General features: G+C 33.9%; 23 protein-coding genes. 18 read left to right on the plus strand and 5 right to left on the minus strand.

Translation table 11 applies throughout. The features are described from left to right. Positions 1-96: 96 nt before the first annotated feature. From FD688_RS01345 to FD688_RS01365, 5 genes are all read left to right on the plus strand, one after another. Complete coding sequence (locus FD688_RS01345; RefSeq protein WP_138741497.1) at positions 97-1,203, plus strand: LPXTG cell wall anchor domain-containing protein; 1,107 nt, start codon at positions 97-99, stop codon at positions 1,201-1,203. Between the two features lie 170 nt (positions 1,204-1,373). Next, complete coding sequence (locus FD688_RS01350) at positions 1,374-2,471, plus strand: LPXTG cell wall anchor domain-containing protein (RefSeq protein ID WP_138741498.1); 1,098 nt, start codon at positions 1,374-1,376, stop codon at positions 2,469-2,471. 617 nt (positions 2,472-3,088) lie between these two features. After that, positions 3,089-4,129: a zinc-dependent alcohol dehydrogenase family protein gene (locus FD688_RS01355; protein WP_138741499.1), complete on the plus strand. Its 1,041-nt coding sequence runs from the start codon at positions 3,089-3,091 to the stop codon at positions 4,127-4,129. Positions 4,130-4,471: 342 nt separating this feature from the next. Continuing rightward, positions 4,472-5,824, plus strand: coding sequence for an APC family permease (locus FD688_RS01360; protein WP_138741500.1), 1,353 nt, complete (start codon positions 4,472-4,474; stop codon positions 5,822-5,824). 127 nt (positions 5,825-5,951) lie between these two features. Beyond that, positions 5,952-6,377: a YjdF family protein gene (locus FD688_RS01365; protein ID WP_225426086.1), complete on the plus strand. Its 426-nt coding sequence runs from the start codon at positions 5,952-5,954 to the stop codon at positions 6,375-6,377. A 34-nt stretch (positions 6,378-6,411) separates the two neighbouring features. Here the strand turns inward: FD688_RS01365 and FD688_RS01370 are convergent, their stop codons facing one another. Then, positions 6,412-7,020: a helix-turn-helix domain-containing protein gene (locus FD688_RS01370; RefSeq protein WP_138741502.1), complete on the minus strand. Its 609-nt coding sequence runs from the start codon at positions 7,018-7,020 to the stop codon at positions 6,412-6,414. A 158-nt stretch (positions 7,021-7,178) separates the two neighbouring features. Here FD688_RS01370 and FD688_RS01375 point away from each other — a divergent pair, with 158 nt between their 5' ends. Together FD688_RS01375 and FD688_RS01380 are read left to right on the plus strand one after the other, a co-directional pair. Next, the gene (locus FD688_RS01375) at positions 7,179-7,379 is read left to right on the plus strand and encodes a hypothetical protein (RefSeq protein WP_138741503.1); all 201 of its coding nucleotides are present in this window, start codon (positions 7,179-7,181) and stop codon (positions 7,377-7,379) included. Between the two features lie 10 nt (positions 7,380-7,389). Further along, entirely contained in the window at positions 7,390-8,226 is an 837-nt protein-coding gene (locus FD688_RS01380; RefSeq protein WP_053795030.1) for an SPFH domain-containing protein, read from the plus strand. Between the two features lie 29 nt (positions 8,227-8,255). On the opposite strand, the gene FD688_RS01385 is transcribed toward FD688_RS01380, so the two are convergent. After that, complete coding sequence (locus tag FD688_RS01385; protein ID WP_138741504.1) at positions 8,256-8,519, minus strand: hypothetical protein; 264 nt, start codon at positions 8,517-8,519, stop codon at positions 8,256-8,258. Positions 8,520-8,589: 70 nt separating this feature from the next. Between FD688_RS01385 and FD688_RS01390 the strand changes: the two genes are divergently transcribed. Further along, positions 8,590-9,474, plus strand: a complete 885-nt coding sequence (locus FD688_RS01390) for an ABC transporter ATP-binding protein (protein WP_190242862.1) — start codon at positions 8,590-8,592, stop codon at positions 9,472-9,474. 10 nt (positions 9,475-9,484) lie between these two features. Further along, positions 9,485-10,234, plus strand: a complete 750-nt coding sequence (locus FD688_RS01395; protein ID WP_054604509.1) for an ABC transporter permease — start codon at positions 9,485-9,487, stop codon at positions 10,232-10,234. A 26-nt stretch (positions 10,235-10,260) separates the two neighbouring features. Here FD688_RS01395 and FD688_RS01400 read toward each other — a convergent pair whose 3' ends face one another. Next, the gene (locus tag FD688_RS01400; protein WP_138741506.1) at positions 10,261-10,857 is read right to left on the minus strand and encodes a helix-turn-helix domain-containing protein; all 597 of its coding nucleotides are present in this window, start codon (positions 10,855-10,857) and stop codon (positions 10,261-10,263) included. Between the two features lie 179 nt (positions 10,858-11,036). On the opposite strand from FD688_RS01400, the gene FD688_RS01405 reads away from it, so the two are divergent. The 9 genes from FD688_RS01405 (at position 11,037) to FD688_RS01445 (ending at position 16,458) form a co-directional block, all read left to right on the plus strand. Next, a complete protein-coding gene (locus tag FD688_RS01405) occupies positions 11,037-11,993 on the plus strand; it encodes a biotin--[acetyl-CoA-carboxylase] ligase (protein ID WP_138741507.1) in 957 nt (318 codons plus the stop codon). 475 nt (positions 11,994-12,468) lie between these two features. After that, complete coding sequence (locus tag FD688_RS01410; RefSeq protein ID WP_138741508.1) at positions 12,469-13,215, plus strand: hypothetical protein; 747 nt, start codon at positions 12,469-12,471, stop codon at positions 13,213-13,215. Between the two features lie 109 nt (positions 13,216-13,324). Further along, a complete protein-coding gene (locus FD688_RS01415; protein WP_138741509.1) occupies positions 13,325-13,729 on the plus strand; it encodes a MerR family transcriptional regulator in 405 nt (134 codons plus the stop codon). 12 nt (positions 13,730-13,741) lie between these two features. Continuing rightward, positions 13,742-14,167, plus strand: coding sequence for a cupin domain-containing protein (locus FD688_RS01420; RefSeq protein ID WP_138741510.1), 426 nt, complete (start codon positions 13,742-13,744; stop codon positions 14,165-14,167). A 1-nt stretch (position 14,168) separates the two neighbouring features. Further along, entirely contained in the window at positions 14,169-14,480 is a 312-nt protein-coding gene (locus FD688_RS01425) for a carboxymuconolactone decarboxylase family protein (RefSeq protein ID WP_138741511.1), read from the plus strand. Positions 14,481-14,790: 310 nt separating this feature from the next. After that, complete coding sequence (locus FD688_RS01430) at positions 14,791-15,306, plus strand: biotin transporter BioY (RefSeq protein ID WP_225426085.1); 516 nt, start codon at positions 14,791-14,793, stop codon at positions 15,304-15,306. A gap of 61 nt (positions 15,307-15,367) precedes the next feature. Beyond that, the gene (locus tag FD688_RS01435) at positions 15,368-15,550 is read left to right on the plus strand and encodes a hypothetical protein (RefSeq protein ID WP_138741513.1); all 183 of its coding nucleotides are present in this window, start codon (positions 15,368-15,370) and stop codon (positions 15,548-15,550) included. Next, positions 15,537-15,923: a VOC family protein gene (locus FD688_RS01440; RefSeq protein WP_053795048.1), complete on the plus strand. Its 387-nt coding sequence runs from the start codon at positions 15,537-15,539 to the stop codon at positions 15,921-15,923. Before FD688_RS01435 ends, FD688_RS01440 begins: the two co-directional genes overlap by 14 nt. A 58-nt stretch (positions 15,924-15,981) precedes the next feature. Beyond that, complete coding sequence (locus FD688_RS01445) at positions 15,982-16,458, plus strand: kinase (protein WP_138741514.1); 477 nt, start codon at positions 15,982-15,984, stop codon at positions 16,456-16,458. Between the two features lie 297 nt (positions 16,459-16,755). Here the strand turns inward: FD688_RS01445 and glyA are convergent, their stop codons facing one another. Both glyA and yjeM read right to left on the minus strand, forming a co-directional pair. Continuing rightward, complete coding sequence (glyA, locus tag FD688_RS01450; RefSeq protein WP_138741515.1) at positions 16,756-17,988, minus strand: serine hydroxymethyltransferase; 1,233 nt, start codon at positions 17,986-17,988, stop codon at positions 16,756-16,758. Between the two features lie 286 nt (positions 17,989-18,274). Further along, on the minus strand, positions 18,275-19,774 hold the full coding sequence (yjeM, locus tag FD688_RS01455; RefSeq protein ID WP_138741516.1) for a glutamate/gamma-aminobutyrate family transporter YjeM: 1,500 nt from the start codon (positions 19,772-19,774) through the stop codon (positions 18,275-18,277). Between the last annotated feature and the right edge of the window lie 145 nt (positions 19,775-19,919).

Here is a 19,919-nt window from a genome sequence, read left to right on the forward strand (position 1 = left end):
CAAATATACATAGAAAATTAAAAAACGATATATAATAATTAAGTAAAGTTAATTGTATATTAATTAAAATTTTATAGAGAAGAGAGACGTTGTATTATGAAGTTTAATGATAAGCAATCAAAATTATTCAAGAACGCTAAAAAGTTCGTGTATGTTTCAGCAATCACAGGGGTATTATTAACTGGAACACAAGTTGGACAATATGCATCTACATATACAGCACATGCGGATGATACCACTACTCAAGATAACAATATTGCCACAATTTTTGTTGACCAATTTGGTAACCGCATTTATGGCGCATACTATCAAATTAGTAAGGGTGAAACTAATGTATCATCTCAACGCATTGCCGATTCATTACGTAGTAGTGGCGTTGATGTATCAAGCATGCCAGCAACGTTTGACTTAACTAGCCAACGTACTTATAAGCTACCACAACCAACCCATAAATTGACAGTTAATCTTGTCGATCAAAATAATAAAATCGTTCAAACTAAAACTGTTGATCAAGTGACTAATTACGGCCAAACTGATTTAAATGATTTGATTACGTGGGCACAATCAAATAAATATGGATATAATTCATTCCCATCAGCTGTGGACAATAATGAAACTACTGTAAATATTTCTGTAATTGAACCAACCACAACAGTTGTTAACCACACTACTCAACAACAAACAAGCTCAACGATTGAGACAAACACTAATACTACACAAAGTGATTCAAATACTAAAGTTCAAACCGGCTCAAATGAAAATGAAAAAAGCTCAACACAATCATCTGCATCAAATCATGATGAAAAAAACAGTTCTTCTGATAGCGAATCATCTAATTCGGTTGAAAAATCAGGTGCATCAACTAAGCAATCAAGCTCTGCAAGTGAAAATGTAAAATCAGAAGCGGATTCATCAGCAGTCTCATCATCTGCTTCAACTTCATCAGAAAGTTCAGCACAATCATCAACTTCAACACAATCACCAAAGAGTGATGAAAAGGTAATCAAGTCAATTGACCCAGTAAATAAGGATGCAAAAAAGACAGGTAAGCAAACTTCTTCTGCTAACAAGAAAGATGTTCGTGCTAAATTACCACAAACTGGTGACAAGACTAATCAATCTGAGGAAAGCTTACTAGGTGTTATGACAATCGCACTTAGTGCAGTTCTTGCATTCTTTGGTTTAAGAAGAAAAAACAAATAATAATAAATTAATTGTCTAAAAAAAGAGGCCTTTTGGGCCTTTTTTTTAGTTTAAATAAAACTGTTTTAAGAATATGTAAAAAAATCTGTAGAACTAATAATAATCAAAAAAACATCGATATAATACTCAACGAGTACTCACAAAATTAGAAAGAAAAGAGACGTTGTATTATGAAGATTAATAAGGATTCAAATCTATTTAAAAATACGAAAAAATTCGTTTATGTTTCAGCAATTACTGGTGCTTTATTGGCTGGAACTCAAGCGGGATATTTAGTATCTACATATACTGCGCATGCTGATGAAAACGTTCAATCATCAGTTGTGAATTTGAATTTTGTGGATCAATTTGGTAATCCAATTCAAAAATCATATGGCAGTAATGAAGTCACCACAGCAAATTATGAAATTGGAGTAGAAGCAAACACTACAAGAAGTAAGGATTACTTCATTGGTATTTTACAACTTCAATTCCCTGGAGTAAGCACATCTGAAAATAATATTCCTGACAATATTGATTTAAGCAAACCAGCTACATACACTTTTAAATTAGTTCAACCAACGCATACGTTAACTGTAAATTTAGTTGATAGTTCTAATAATGTTGTTAATACTAAATCTATTTCCGGTGTAACCAATTATGGAAAGTCAGACATTACTGACATGTTTAATTGGGCTAATGAACATAATTACGATACTAATGGTTTCCCAACATTAGTAAGCAATGGTGAAAATGTAAAAAATATCTCAGTTTCATTGATTAAAAATAACGATGATACTAAAACCACTACAGCCGCACCATCCAGCTCTGCAAGTCAATCATCACAATCTTTTGCTGTCGCTAGTTCAACACAATCGACGATTCAATCAAGTTCATCAAGTCATGTTGTACAAAGCTCTAGTGCGCAATCTAGTTCTTCATCTCAGATTTTTCACAGTTCAAACGCAGAATCAAATTCAACAGTTTCATCATCTGCTAATTCTGTAGTTTCCAGTCAAAGTGAAAATCCAATTCATAGTCAAGCACCTAATCATAATGAAGCAGTTAGCAGACCATATGATCCAGTAAATTATGGCGAAGAAAGCAAAACACGTAATGTAAAACACATTAAGCAATCTCCCGTTGACTTCATTGAAAATAAAGCAAACAAGAAATTACCACAAACCGGTGATAACACACATCAAGCTAGAGCTATTGCATTGGGTGTAGCGACAATTGCAGTTGGTTTAGGTGTTGCTTACTACGGACTAAGAAAACGCAACAAGTAATTATAATTAGACAGTTACTCCAATTATTTATACAAATATCTAATTTGTAACTTTTTTATGTATTTCATGAAAATCGATTTAACAATGTTTTGTTTAATTTTCTTAATTATGAGAAAAATTTTTAAAGACATTCATTAATAAGGAGTGTAAAGTGTAACACAAGAGGAGAGAAGTACTTAATGTTAGAAACACTATTTTTTATCTTTTTTCTGGGTCTATGTTGCACACACTACTATGTTAGATTTGGAAAATACTTTGCACTAGCAGGATTAATAATCCCGTTGATAATTATAATTTTAACCGTAATATTAACGATTAATCTACACAGATACACAATCATCATCTACGGACAAGGATTCCTAAATGTTCTAGAATCCATATTAGTCGTTAATCAGGTTAGACTTAGATTCGAAGGGGAATAAAAAAGACATCTTACGCAGCGTTGTAAGATGTCTTTTTTAAATGAATTCATGGATAAATGTATGTTATATTTATAATAGAACATTTGTTCGTAAGATGCAAGTGATTAAATCAAATGTTTTTGAGTCTTATTATTTGACTTAAAGTGTACTTTATATGAAATAATTATAGTTATCAAAATTATGGAGGATTCAATTATGAAAAGTGCAGTATTTATTGAACCTGGTAAAGTCGAAGTGCAAGACGTCGACATGCCAAAGATTGAAAAAGATGACGACGTTATCCTAAAGGTAGTTCGTACCTGTGTCTGTGGATCAGACCTATGGTCATACCGTGGATTAGACGAATACAAAAAGAAAGCTTACAACAATGGTCATGAAGCATTGGGTGTTGTTGAAACCGTTGGTAAAGATATCACTACTCTACAACCTGGTGATTTTGTAATCGTACCATTTACCCATGGTTGCGGTCATTGTGCGGCTTGTTTAGCGGGTTATGATGGAAGTTGTCTAAATCATTCTGATAACTTTACTCAAAGCGCTCAAGCTGAATACCTAAGAGCTCAACATGGTGAATGGTCATTAGTTAAGGTTCCTGGCAAACCAGAAGATTACAGTGATGAAATGTTAGATTCACTATTAGCTCTATCAGATGTTATGGCAACAGGATACCATGCAGCTCGTACTGCTGATGTTCAAAAAGGTGACACTGCTGTAGTTATCGGTGATGGTGCCGTTGGTCTATGTGGTGTAATTTCTGCTAAACTACGTGGCGCAAAGCAAATTATTGCGATGAGTAGACATGAAGACAGACAAAAATTAGCCAAGGAATTTGGTGCTACCGATATCATCTCCGAACGTGGTGATGAAGCTGTTAAAAAGGTGATGGAACTAACTCACGGTAATGGTGCAGACGCTGTTTTAGAATGTGTTGGTACTGAGCTATCTACGCAAACTGCTTTAGATGTTGCTCGTCCAGGTGCTAAGGTCGGTCGTGTTGGTTTGCCACACTCAGGTAACTTAGATATTGTTACCCCATTTGGTAAGAACATTGCTCTTGCTGGTGGTATTGCTTCAGTTACTACTTACGATAGACAAGAACTATTGGATGCCGTACTATCAGGTGCCATCCACCCAGGTAAAGTGTTCACTGGTAAATACAAACTGGAAGACATTAATCAAGCATACAAAGACATGGCTGAAAGAAACACTATCAAGGCTACGGTTGTTAACGATTAATATTTAAAAGATCGACTAATGTCGGTCTTTTTTTATATCTTCATAATATGAATTAGAAAATTATTAAGTGCTTATAATTGACTTATCATAATCAAAAGTTTAGTATACGATATAATCGTTAGAAAATATATCGGAGGAGGAGACACATATGAATAATTTTATGAATATGTACAGGTGTGATTGTTGTAAACCGGCGGCTTCTCCTCTGGTTATTTAATCGCGTCGTGATACATACGATTAATCTGAGAAGAGCTGCTGACCTATAGTGATGGGATCAGCGGCTTTTTTGTTTGGAGGGGAATACATACATCACATCATAATACTTAGGAAGTGAAATAAATAATGGATTTAGATGAGTCAAAAAAGATTACTAAATTTGAGACATTTGCGTTAGCCGTTGCAGCTGTTGCTCCAACTGGTTCAATTGCTTTTAACGCTGTACCAGCAGTGCCGTTTGCTGGCATTAATGTACCATTAGCGTTTCTACTTGGTGCGATTGGATTACTTTTTGTAGGTATCTGTTTCGCGGAATTATCAAAACATATTTCAGACGTTGGTTCAGTATATGCTTATAACCAACAAGCTTTAGGAGAAAGATTAGGCTTAGTTAGTGGTTGGACGCTAACATTTGCCTATGTGAACTTGGCGGTTTCATGTATGGGGGCAAATACTAACTTTGCACACGTATTCTTTGCTCAGTTAGGTTTTAATTTCAACAATACAATTATTGCGTTTGTAATTTTATTAGGAGCTGCACTAGTTCTTACATTTGGTCTAAAGCTTACTAGTAAATCAGCCATTGCAATTGAATTTTTGGCGATTGCTATTTTGGTTGTACTAACCGTTATCATTTTTGCCAAAGGTGGACGTGATGGCATTAGTGCCCAACCATTTGTCCCAACTCACAGTAGTGTATCTGGAATTGGACAAGGAATGGTATTTGCCATCCTTTCTTTCTGTGGTTTTGAAGGTGTCACAACTGTAGCTGTTAGAACAAAGAATCCAAAACGTTCAGTGCCATTATCTATTATTGTTACAATTATTTTTGCTGGAATTTTCTTTGTTATTGCTAGTTATATGCAAGTAATCGGATTTGGTATCCACCATGTCTCAGATTTCGCTCATTCTTCATCGCCATTAAACGATCTTTCATTAATGTATATGGGTCGCCCAATGGCTTTGATTATGGATTTTGCCATTCTAATCAGTAGTTTTGGCTCCGTGCTTGGTATCATGAACGCCGGTGCATACATGATTTACGCAATGGGTGTTAAAAAATATCTACCAAAATACTTTGGCAAGTTTAATGAAGAACTAAATAGTCCCACTCGTTCAATTTGGTTGTTAACGGCTATTATGGCAGTGGCTTATATTATTTTTGGTGTTCATTATGGACCTGAAGTAATTTATGCCAACTCCTCAACACTCGGAGTGTTAAGTATGTTGACAGTTTATGGTCTAGCTTGTCTTGGAACCATTCTATATTTCCATAAGCATAGAGATACTATTAAGCGTTCATTTATTAAACATATTTTGATTCCAGTTCTAGGAATTTTAGTGTTAGTTTACCCAATGTGGACTAACCTATATCCAATCCCAGACTTCCCTGGCAACTTATATCCATATGCAGTAATTTTATGGATTATTATTGGATTGGTAGTATACGTAATTAAAAAGAGAAGAAAAGAAGATTAATCAAAAAAAAGACGTCACTTATGTGGCGTCTTTTTGGTATTTATAAATTATTCGAAGTTATGTTGATATATGGTTCTAATAGTTTTATTATTTAAATATAATTTATATTGGAGAGGAGGGTCAAAACATCGATAAGTTTGTTAAAGGTAAGGCGGTTGTAGTTTTTGATCCTCCTTTTTATCGATTAATTATTGAAAATACGTTTGATGATAATTATGAAGTAGCTAAGGTAACGCTAGGAACTTCAGAACCATCCGCCTACTCAATAAATAATCTTATAAATAAAAAGTGGTCACGATTTAAGTTTTATCAAAAATCTTCTGATGAAGTTAATGTTTCAGAGAAAAGAATTAATCCTAAGAGACTACAAAGAATCAGTAGAAAAGAAGTGTCTAAAGGCATTGGGACCAAAGCCCAACAAGCTTTAAAGGAACAGAGTCAGCTAGAAAAGAAGACCAGTAAGAAGAAAAAAAGTGAATATAATAAAGAAAAGAAATTAATTAATTTTAAAATGAAACAACATAAGAAGATGGAAAAACATAAAGGACATTGATGTTATTTAAAAAACGTCACGATTGTGACGTTTTTTATTTTATATTGAACTTATCAATTATATACATGCTTAATGTCATTATTTCTAGGAAAATTCCAGATAAGATTAAATTAAAATTACCTTCATCGGTGAAAATGACGTAAATTCCCCATACAAGTAAAAACAATAATATCGTGCAACCTAAAATAAAAAATATTTTAATTGGTAAACTGCTATTACGATTTACCAATGATAAATCATGGTTCGACTTTAATAAGCCAGATTTTTTCGTGAAGTAATCGCATGCTATTCTAAGAAGAATGATGCCGACAATAAGTATTTCGAATAAAAATCCATTATTCATAGGTGATATGGTCAATGCTAAGAAGAATATTGCATAAATACCGTAATTTAATTCTAGAAAATTATTTCTAATCTTGTCCTTTGAAATGGATTCTTTTAGGCTAGGATAATCATCTAGAAATTCATCATATGGTATTTTATAGAGATTACTAATGTCAATTAATGTACTGGTGACTGGATAACTCTTGCCATCTTCCCAGTTGGAAATTGCTTTTTTTGAGACACGTAAACGTTTTGCTACTTCTTCTTGAGAAAGATTCATAAGTTCACGTTGATCTTTGATACGTTCACCGAATTCCATATTTTTATCTCTTTTCTATTAAATTATTTGTCATCATTATATCTAAAAAAACTTCATTTTAGTATTAAATTTTCTTATATGTTTTTTAGACGAAATGTATCGACTATTAAATATAACAATGGGATAATGGGGCATGAATAAAGGGGGAGGTGTTTTTCATGACTGACAATTTAGAACATCGAATGTTTTTAGGAAGAGTCGTTACTACCGATGACTTCTCATCTGATAAAACGTTGGTTCAAGTAGGGGGTATTTGGTATCGATACCATTTATCCGGTAATTCTACTTATCAGGATGGAACTGATTACCAGGTTGTGAATAACACAGGTAATACTCTTCATTTACAAAAAATTAAGTGAGGTATTGATTATGCCATTTGGAGTTAAAGTTATTCGTCAAAATAACGAAGGATTAGTGGAAACATTAGGAAAGTACAGCCACACTTTAAGTTCTGGTTTACATTTCTACATTCCAGTGATTCAACGCGTTAGAACTGTTAGTCTTGCAATGCAACCAAAATTACTACCAAAGTATTCATTGATTACTAAAGATAACGCTGAAGTATTGGGAAGTGTCAGTTTGAACTACCACGTAACTGAACCTGTTAAGTACCAATACGAAAACACCGATTCAGTAATGTCGATGGTTCAGTTAGTCCGTGGTCATTTAAGAGATATCATTGGTCGTATGGATTTAAACGAAGTATTAGGTTCCACTAAGGAAATCAATAAAGAATTAGCTGATGCAATCGGTGATTTAACCGACATCTATGGAATTAACGTTGATCGTATTAATATCGATGAATTAACTCCAAGTAAGGCAATTCAAGAAGCTATGAACACTCAACTTACAGCTGATCGTGAACGCCAAGCTGAAATCTCACGTGCTGAAGGGGATGCCAAGTCAGTCGAACTACGTACTAAAGCACAAAATGAAGCATTAGTTGCGACTGCTGAAGCTAATGCACAAGCTACCAAGACCAAGGCTGATGCTGAAAAGTACAGAATCGACAAGATTCAAGAAGCTTTACGTGGTGCTGATGACAAGTACTTCAATGCTCAAAGCATCGAAGCATTTAGTAATTTAGCCAATTCAGACACCAATATGGTAGTAGTGCCAAACGACGGTGCAGACTCATATGGTCAAATGACCACTTTTGCGAAACTACTAAAACAAAACAACGAAAAGAAAGAAACAAAAGAATAATAAAAAAGGCCTGACGAATGTCAGGCCTTTTATTTATCTTTTTTAATGCCATTTTTCTTCTTGTGTCTATCATCACCGTAACCCCAAATACAAAGGGTTCCAAAGAAAACAAGAAATACCATTGAGAAATCATGGAATGAATAACTTTTTGAAATAACCATTAGAAATATTACCAGAATATCAATTAGTAGTGGTAGAATTCCGCCAACCCAAAAATATTTTGTATCGGTTAGTACGTAAACTTCCAGTAGGTAAAGTGCAGCAAGCACTAGTAGGAAAATAATGAACCCCACTTCGTTTTCACATACGTTCTTAATTAATGTATTATGTAGATATAATATAGCAGAATTGGAGAGAACTCAATTGACAAAAAGTGTTGAGATTAACAATTTAGACAAACGAATTGGTAAAAGATTGATTCTAAATAATATTTCGTTTGAAATTAATCAAGGCGATATTGTGGGATTAGTTGGTGAAAACGGTGCCGGTAAGACTACAATTATGAAATCAATTTTAGGGATGATTGATAATAATGGTGGCTCAATTAGCATTAATGGCAAAGAAGTTACTGTTTCCAAAAGAGATGGGTTAAAAGGTGTTGGCTCGTTAATTGAAAATCCGGTGTTATATCCATACTTAAGTGGATTGCAACATCTTGAATTGTTTTCTGAAACCGAAGATAACGAGATGATTGATTATTTAGTCAATCGATTGAATATGCAAAATTACATAAATAAAAATGCGATTAATTATTCGCTAGGGATGAAACAAAAATTAGCAATCGCAATGGCACTAGTTAATCGCCCAAGCTTCGCAATTCTGGATGAGCCAGTTAATGGCTTGGATCCTAAAAGTACCAAAGAAGTTAGAGATTTAATTGTTGATTTGAACAAAGAAGGCACTACATTCTTAATATCCAGCCACATTCTTGCTGAATTAGAAAAGATTATTAACCGTGTTGTTATCATTAAAAAGGGTACCAAAATTTTTGATAACTACTTGGAATTCTTTGGCAACAAAGTGAACAAAACTTTCGTTAATACATCAGACAATAATTCTGCTGCAGAAATTCTTAAAGGCAAAGATATTAAAGCTTCTTTGGACAACAATGGTTTAACAATTGTTGGTGATTTTAATTTACAAGAAATTATCGATTTGATAAACGACAAACAAATTAGTTTTACATCTATTCAAACCATTAATGATGATTTTGAAGATGATTTAATCCAAATCTTGGATGAGAAGTAGGAGAGTTAAAATGTTGTATCTTATTAAGCAAGAAATGTTTAAAAACTATCATAAAAAATCGACGTTTATTTCAATGATAATTCAAGTGCTTTTTATGTTATCAATGGCAATTTTGTCATTGAAATATAGCAATGTCTTTAAAGGCAAATCATTATTCATAGAAAATTATAATGCGACTCTATGGATTGTTTTCGTCTTAATCTTCATGGCTAGTAATATATTTTTAAACGAATATAAATATGGGACCATCAAGCTATTAATTTCTAAAGAATTTAGTCGAACTCAGATTTACTTTAGTAAGGTCATTTTTGTCTTTATTCAGTCAGTTGTTTTATACTTACTCGCGATTATAATGACATTTATCATTAACTTTATTTTCACAAGAGTTGCAATTACATCAGCTGATATGAAATCATTGTTTACCAATATTGTCTGTGAGTTTTTCTCAACCTGGTTAATTGTTAGTCTATGTTTCCTTTTAGCATCAATATTTAGATCATCGGGACTATCAATTACTATCAGTATTATTTTGTATTTATCAGCTTCAATCGCGTCTAATTTAATGTTTATGGTTATTGCATCAAACAAGCTACTAAGATTTAATCCAATCAACATGTTAAATATCACTAACCAAGCTGGTGATTCATCATATAGTCACTTAACTCTATTGCCAATGTATGCTTACTTTATTGGAATACCAATTTATGTATTCATCTTTATGCTAATAGGAAACTACATCTTTGTGCAAAGAAATAAATAAAAAGACCTGACGACTGTCAGGTCTTCTTATTTATTTTTTAGATAATAGACTACAATAGCGGTTTCTAAAATTACAATTAGAAAAAATGCGATGATTAAATGTTTAGTAAAAAATGCAGTTGTTAAAATCGCTAGAAAGGATATTGATATAATATTAGACCATTTATAATCTAAATGAAAAAGTTCACCAAATAGGTCGAAGTTTTTAAAACCTATTTTATTTAGGAATTTGTTAATTAATGACACAATCATCACAACAAAAAGAGCTATCCAAGATAAAATGAATTTATTAATGCCGATAACAGAAGGATTAGTAATAATAATTCCATACAAAAACATGATAAATATATCGAAAGAATAAGCGGTACATATTAGTCCAATTAAGTTTTTGCGTACGTCATTTTTTTCGATGAATTCCTTCATACCACTATCTTCTTTTAGCATGGTATCTAATGAAATATCATATATATTACTCAAGGCAATTAAGCTTTTGATATCGGGGTAACTTTTTTCATTTTCCCAATTTGAGATGGTTTGTCGAGAAACATTTAATTTTTCTGCTACCTCATCTTGAGTTAATTCTTTAATCTTGCGTTGTTGTTTTAATCGATCACCAAATTGCATTTTTATCGGGTCCTTTCGTTCAATTTATTATCAGAATTATATAAAATTTTACCGAGAAGAGCTAGCTAAGTTTCTTTGCATTGTTGATTTATCAATGAAATATTCTCTTTTAATAAAATTGATTACAGTATTTATTTTGTCTTTTATGATATTATTTACTTATTAACGAAAGGAAGCTCATGATGAAAAAAGATCAATTATTGCAGTTGTTTATCGAACATAAAGGTGACTGGCTTTCTGGTAATCAATTAGCAAATGAAATGAACATTAGCCGTACGATGATTTGGAAGCTAATTAATCAATTGAGACAACAATGTCATCAAATAGACAGCAAGACTAATCAAGGATACAGGTACATAGGGAACAACGAACTAAACCCACAATTAATCGAATCAGACTTAAATAATGAATACGAAATCATCTTCAAGAAGGAAATTACATCTACGAATTCATACGCCAAGCAAATCAATGACCAAAGTCAAGATGGAAAACATCGTTTGGTGATTGCTGAAAAACAAACTCAAGGACACGGGCGAAGAGGGAGAAGTTTTTATTCTCCAGCTAAGAGTGGAATCTACATGAGCATGGTGGTGCCATTCCGTGATGCCAAACATTTAAATCCTGGTTTGCTAACGACCATGACCGCAGTAGTGGTTGCTAAAGCACTAAAGAAAAGTTATCCAGAAGAGGATTTCTTGGTTAAATGGATCAATGACATCTATGTAAATAACAAGAAAGTTGTTGGTATCCTAACTGAATTAGTGATGGATGCTGAATTAATGCAGCCTTCAGCAATTGTTGTGGGTGTTGGAATTAGTCTATCATCTAAAGAAATTCCGGACGAAATAAAGGATAAGGTTGGTTGGATTAGTGACAAGCAGATTGATAAGAATAAACTAGTCTCCGACATCGTCAACGGATTTGACGAAGAATTTCCTCATTATTTGGAAGCTAACTTCATTGAAGATTATCAAAAAATGTCATTTTTAAATGGTAAAAAGGTCAGTGTTGATACGACAAAAGAGACAATTGATGGGACAGTTACTGGAATCGATAAAGAGGGGCATTTGTTATTAGATGTTGCGGGAAAATCAACAACAATTAATAATGGTGAAGTCGTAAAAGTGAATTTTTAAAAGCCACCTTGAATAAGGTGTCTTTTTGTCACCAATTAAACGAATTGTTGAAATATATATAATCATCTTTAAAAAAATTTAATACTTTAAAACGTTATATTTTCAACGTTTCTTAAATATATATGTACAACGTGTCTATTATCAGCGCTATTTTATTCACCTATTTTTGAAAATTAGTGATATATTAAATGTAGATTATAACAATATAATCTAGTCTGGTTTGCGATGTATCTTGTCTGTTGTTTTTTTCTTAAATACGGTATTAATCGTATTCTTATTTTTTTGTATCAATAAAGATGATTTTTTTGATTATATTTTTTCATTTTAACCGAAAAGATCACCTGATTGTATAGTACATATATGATGCATCTATACAGTTTTTTAGATTTACGGTTTCACGATGATGACAACGTCATTACCGAAATTTTTAAATTAAAAACGAATCCTGAGTAAGGATTTTGAGGGGGATTTTATTATGAAAAAGAACTTTAAAAAGGCCGTGCTAGCTCTAGTACCTGCCGCAACTCTATTTTTCTCAACTGGTGTAAGTGCATTTGCTGAAACTTCAACACCTACTTCAACACCAACTACATCAAAAGATACAAGCAAGAGTGATTCAAAAGGTACTACAAGCACACCAGCTGCATCAAAAGATACAAGCAAGAGTGGTTCAGAAGGTACTACAAATGCATCATCTGCATCAGCGGATAAAAGCAATGATTCTAAGTCATCAGACACATCTTCATCAAAATCAGATGATAAAACTGTAACAACAGATACTAAGAAAGATGCAACTTCAGCTACAACAGATACTAAGAAGGATGCAACTAAGTCAGAAACTAAACTAGAAGCTACCAAGACTGATACAACTGCTGAAACTAAGACTGTAAAAAAACATGTAGCTAAGAAGTCATCAAAGAAAGCAGTAAAGAAGACAGTTGCAAAGAAGACAACTAAGAAAGAAGCCAAGAAGGCTGCTAAGAAAGCTGCTGCAAAGAAAGAAGCCAAGAAGGCCGCAAAGAAAGCTGCTAAAAAAACAACCAAGAAACATGCAAAGAAAGCAACTAAGAAGCATGTAAAGAAGACTTCACATAAGAAGAGTGCTGTTAAGAAACATGCAAAGAAGCACTCAAAGAAGCATGCAAAGAAAGTAACTAAAAAACACTCAAAGAAGACAGCACACAAGAAGGTTTCACACAAAAAGGCTGCTCACAAAGAATAGTAAAAATAAAAAAAGGATCATCGAAATGATGGTTCTTTTTTTATACACTTGACTTATAGTTAACTCTAACTGGTACATTTACTATTGAAGTTAGTAGAAAGGACTTTTTATGAACAAATATAGCATTGGAAAATTTGCCACCAAGGTCGGACTAACCACATACACATTGAGATATTACGATAAACAGAAGTTAATTATCCCTAAACGTGACGGAAATAATAGGCGATACTATGATGATGAGGACGTAAAGTGGATTGGGTTTATTTTGCACCTTAAGGGAACGGGTATGTTAATGACCGAAATTCAAGAATATGTTGAATTGCGCAAACAAGGAGATTCCACCATTAATCAGAGAAAGAAGTTGTTACAGTCCGTTAGGAAGAGAAGCATTGCTGATATTAACGAGCGTAAGTCTCACTTGGAAATTTTATCTCTTAAAATTGATTGGTATGATGGCAAACTAAAGCATAAGGTCAACGAAAACTTCGAAGAATATATTAAACGATTTAGATAGGAGTTGTCATTAATGAATGAAGAAGTAAAGAATGGGATTATTTTTGATCGTGGACCTAAGAACGATGTATACGCAAAATACTTTACTGGTCAAAGCTACCTAAGTGGAATGATTAGTCCAAAAGACGAAGTGAATGTCGGTGTCGGAAATGTTACCTTTGAACCGGGATGTCGAAATAATTGGCATATACACCATGACGGATACCAGTTACTATTGGTGACTGGTGGAATTGGATTGTATCAAGAAGAAGACAAACCAGCTAGATTATTACGACCAGGGGATGTCGTGGTAACTCATGATGGTGTTAAACATTGGCATGGTGCTACTTCAGATAGTTGGTTTTCACATATTGCAATCACTGCCGGAACTCCTGAATGGCTAGAATCAGTAAATGATAATCAGTATAATCAAGCCAATAACGAAGGAAAGCGTGATTAATATGAAAAAACAGACAGCTGGAAGAGATAACTTAGGTGAATTCGCTCCTAAGTTTGCCGAAATTAATGATGATGTACTATTTGGTCAAGTTTGGAGTAGAGAATCACAACTCTCTTTAAAACAACGCAGTATGATTACAATCAGTAGTTTAATTGCTGCAGGTAATTTTGAACAATTGAAAGCTCATCTTCAGATGGGTAAAGAAAACGGCATTACTAAAGATGAAATTTCAGAAATCATCACACATTTGTCTTTTTATGTTGGTTGGCCAAAAGCATGGTCGGCGTTTAATGTGGCTAGAAAAATTTTCTAATAACTTTCTTTGGTTACGAAAGAGTATAACAAATAAACAAGAAGTTAAAATTAAAACACTTAACTAAGAAGCACAGACGTATCCTAATCTTCAAACGTGCACAAATAAGAAAAGCAATTCGTAAGTTAACTAAGTAATCTTAAAAGACGCTATCAAACGATAGCGTCTTTTTTGCTGCACTTAATTGACAACTTATTTTGACATGTCGGTTAACAATTGGTAATATATGGAATTGTTAACTTTATATAAAACGACGGTTAACAATAAGGAGAGAGATATGAAAACGAGAGACGTGACACAAATCGCGCTGATGACGGCGTTAATTATTGCATTGGCATTCGTACCAGCAATTCCAGTTGCAATTATTCCGGTACCAATCGTTCTACAGAATTTTGGAATTATGTTATCTGGTTTATTATTAGGTGGTAAAAAGGGAACTATTTCAGTAGCAATTTTAATGGCAATGGTAGCTGTTGGGCTACCGGTTCTTACTGGAGGACATGGTGGAGCAATTAGTTTCATCGGCCCCTCTGGAGGATACCTATTGTCGTGGCTATTAATGCCTTCACTAATGGCGCTTTTTAATCGATTATGTAGTGCATTTGTCGATAAAAATAGTTTTTGGAATGTATTAATTTCTACTATTATAGTAAGTATCGTAATATCATACTCAATTGCGATTGTGTGGATCAGTGTGCAGATGCACATCACATTGAGTCAATCATTACTTGCTAACATGGTATTTATTCCAGGCGACATTATCAAGGCTGTTATTGCTGCCTTCGTTGCCAAACGATTATTACCAATCATTAATAAAAATGCTTAATATTTTTCCTTTCTCGCATTGACGTATATAATGGTGACAAAAGCAAAAAGGGGATGTTTTCATGGATACATCAAAAATGATTAATCCTATGTTAGGTTGGAAGTTACGTCCACTTGTTGAACAAGTGACTTCAACTGATGATATTGAAGATATCAAATTTAACTACATGTTAATGCCTAAGCCAGATACGCCAGAACATGCTGCAGAATGGAAGAAGGTATTAGCGCAATATGAAAATAAGTAATTTTGACCATTTTGTTTTAACAGTCAATAACATTCAAGATAGTCTTGATTTTTATAATGGAATTTTAGGGATGGAAAAAATCACCTTTAATAAAGGTGATATTAAAAGATACGCCGTAAAATTTGGTCATTCAAAAATTAATTTTCATGAGGTTGGAAATGAATTTGAACCAAAGGCAGAAGTGCCTACACCAGGATCGGCAGATTTTTGTTTAGTGACATCTACTCCCATTAACGATGTCGTTAAGGAAATAAGAAGCAAAGGTTGCGATATTATTCAAGGCCCTGTTGAGAAATCTGGAGCAGATGGAAAAATCATTTCAGTTTATTTACGAGATCCAGATGATAATTTAGTAGAAATATCTAATTATTAAAAACAGCGTTTTTATGCTGTTTTTTATTTGCTATATAATTAGACAATGGAGGAGTAATATGGATCCTGTATTAATTGTGCTTAGGGGAAATGCAGTGACTGGAAAGACCAGTGTTGCATCAGCTCTACAAGAAAGACTAGGAACCACGAACGTAATGTTGGTTCAACAAGATATAACTGAAAAACATACAGATACACAAATTCCAATGATTCAAAAGCTGGTTAACTACGGAAAAAAGCACTTCCATTATGTTATTTTGGATGGGATTTTGCCCAAGGAAGTATACGGAGAAATGTTACATAGTTTCATTAAAGACTTTGGTAGCCAACAATTAGTGTATTACTTTAATGATTCGTTCGAACAAACATTGAAGCATAACGAACAAAAAATTCAGCCACACGATATCGACAAACTAAAATCGTGGTGGATTGATTCAGATATACTATCCGTTGAAGATATAAAATTAGAGAACGGTGAAATTGAAGAATATACTAATCAAATCATTGATGATATCAACGATTTACCTCTATTCTGATTTTATATTAAATTGGATTTAAAAGAGAGATACATTTGTAAATAATTAATATCTAATTAAAATGTGTACAAAAATGTTATACACCCTTGCTAATGATTCATTTTTATTTTATATTAATTCTTGTGTTTTTTTAGATCGTCATATATAATAAGAACAGTTGTTCGCATAAAGGCGATCAGTTAACTCATATTTATTATGTTAATGAGACCTCTCATCTCATTAATACATTTATATTTTCTTATCTCTCTCAAAAAAAGACCACTCTCTCTCAAGAAGGTCTTTTTTTATTTTACATATTTATCTGTTAATGGGATGTTTAATGACTAGGTCATGTACTTGTTGCTTGGCATCATCTAAGATGTTTTGATGACCAGGATGATTTAATACATCAACAATGATAGTGGCTACTTTGATAGCATCATCTTCACTGAAGTTACGACTAGTGATAGTAGGAGTACCAATTCGGATTCCTTCCATAGTATCACCATTTTCTAAGGGCAATAGTTCTTTGTTAGTGGCAATTCCCACAGAGTAAAGTAGTTCAGCTGCTTGATCACCAGTAAGACCAACTGCGTTTAAATCCAATGTCATTTCATGATTTTCGGTATCACCAGATACAACACGAATCTTTTCATCTTGATTAAACACTTTGGCCATTGCTTTAGCATTCTTGATTACATTAACGGCATATTCATGGAAGTCTGTTTTCAAGGCTTCACCCAATGCAACGGCTTTGGCAGCAATAACATGTTCTAAAGCACCACTTTGTGATATTGGGAAAACTGCGTAGTCTAACTTATCTGCAAATTTTGCCTTGGCTAATATCATACCACCTCGTGGTCCACGTAAAGTTTTGTGGGTCGTTGTAGTCACAACGTCAGCAACTTCAACTGGGTTAGGGTGAACTCCAGCTGCAACTAGTCCAGCAATGTGGGCCATATCGACCATTAGGATGGCGCCGACTTCATCAGCTATTTTTCTAAATTCATTCCAGTCAATGATATGACTGTATGCGGAAGCACCAGCAATGATTAGTTTTGGTTTTACTTCTAAAGCGATTTGGCGAATGTTTTCAAAGTCTAGTAATTCTGTTTTAGGGTCAACACCATAAAAATGAGAATCGTAAAGTTGACCGGAGAAGTTATGTTTTTGACCGTGGGTAAAATGACCACCAGCATGCTCACTCATTGCAAGAATATTATCACCGGGTTTTAAGAAAGCGGCATATACAGCTTGGTTGGCTTGGCTTCCAGAATGAGGATGAACGTTTGCATATTCTGCGTGAAATAATTCTTCTGCACGTTGTTTAGCAATTCTATCAATTTCATCAATTGCTTCGTTCCCGGTATAGACACGTTTTTCAGGATATCCTACTGCATATTTATTCGTTAATACAGAACCTTGAGCTGCACGTACAGCCTTGGATGCAATGTTTTCTGATGCAATTAATTCAATGACGTTATCTTGACGATTGTTTTCGTGTTTGATTGCTTTGAAAATTTCTGGATCTTCTTTTGAAAAATCATACATAATTTATTCTCCTTTTGGTAAATAAAAAAACGCCCCTGTACTTTCGTACAAGGGCGTCGTAACACTGTTCCACCTTATTTTTATATCAAGCTCGCACTTGATACCTCTGGTTCTTAATGCGCATTAAGATTTCGATTCAATTGATAAATCTTGACTGCCTTCATCCAAGGACTTGGTATCTCGTTTCACTAAATCAGATACTCGCTTAACAAGTCGATTTGAATTACTACTTTCAAGTTGACACAAGAATATATCAAAAAAATTATACTGTCAAACTATTTTTTAATTAATTTGTAATTCTGTTTTGAAAACGGTGGTAAAAACTCCATGCGATGATGATAAAGAATACCGGACCAAATAGTGTCCAGAAAGCGGTTTGAAAGTCATTTTGTAATAGTGGTTGAAGTGTTGTAAAAATAATTGCAAAACTTAAAGCTAAAATTGTAATAATTGATGTTATCCATGTTGTCCAATTATTCTTATAGAAGATGAAATTGTCACTGGTTTGCTGTACGCGCTTCTTAAAGATAGGGAAAGCAATAACTAAGAATAAGTATGGCACGGCAGTCGTCATATTGTTCATGTCGGTCAAAATGGTGTAGAAGGTTTGTGCACTTGATCCACCAAATGAAATTCCGGCGATGATTAGAATAATAATAAAACATTGAGCCCATAATGCGTTAGCTGGGACATTAAAACGGTTAATCTTTGTTAAGCGCTTTGGCCATAGTTCCTTAGGAGAACCTTCGATAAATGACTTAATAGGTGCGTAAGTTAAGAAAATAAATTCACCGGCGTAACTTAGAAATCCTGTCAAACTAGTAATTCTAGTCACCCATTGTCCCATGACAAGAGATTGTGCAACACTAAGGTGTAAGAAATTATGACCAAAGACGTATCCTAGATTGGTAAGTAATGCAAAACGAACGTTACCTAAGTTGATATTAGAACCGCTTAAAGTATGTAACCAATTAGTACTGATTCCACAGAGTAAGATGCCGATTAAGTATCCTATGGTCATGATAATAGTTGCAATTACAACAGCGCGAGGGAAAGTACGCTTAGGGTTCCTGGTGTTATCAGTAATACTACCTAGCGTTTCCATTCCGGCGTACGCAAAGATAGCATAGACTAAGAACGAAAAAATGGCAATCGGTGATTGGAACGCAGGATTAGGTGAATTCAGTAAAGCGTGGGTTGTAACGGGTTCAGCAAAGTGACCATGATTAGCAGCTAACACAAAAATCGATAATAAGATAAAAATAGTCATGTCGAAAATACCAATAATCCCACTAAAGTAAGAAAGGCTGGCGATAGACTTCATTCCATGATTGGCTAACCAAGTCATGATAATAATGACAATAATTCCTAAAATTCCAATGGTAGCAGTAGAATCCAAGGATCCGATGTGCCAGCTGCTGGTAGTATCATGACCTGAGATAGTAACCGCTAGGGGAATCCACATGGTGGTTAGCATGAAAACCATTGTAATGATCCAGCCTGCTAACCAGGTGAAACTACCGATGAATGCCCACTTCTTACCGATGCAATGTTCTAACCAAGAATAAATTCCTCCGTGTGCGTCCTTGTATGAAGAACCAAATTCAGCGAACATCATACTGGTTGGAATAAAGAATAATACTGCTCCTAATATGTACCAAATGATACTGGAGTATCCCATTTGATAAAATGCTGTTTGTGAATTGGAAATTCCGAAGATGGTGGAAAAGATAATTAACACCAATCCCATCGTTGATATCTTATTGTTACTTGAGACCTTATCCATAATATTTTTCTCCCTTCAAAAGAAGAGTGCTACGGTAAAGAAAAAAGGCCACCTATTGATTTTCAAAAGGAGGCCGGTGTAATAAGAAAGGACTATTCATTCGAATAGTCCTTTTAAAATTATTATCGTGTTAATTTCTCTACGT

This window comes from Apilactobacillus kunkeei, from assembly GCF_005930975.1.
Lineage (GTDB): Bacteria > Bacillota > Bacilli > Lactobacillales > Lactobacillaceae > Apilactobacillus > Apilactobacillus kunkeei_E.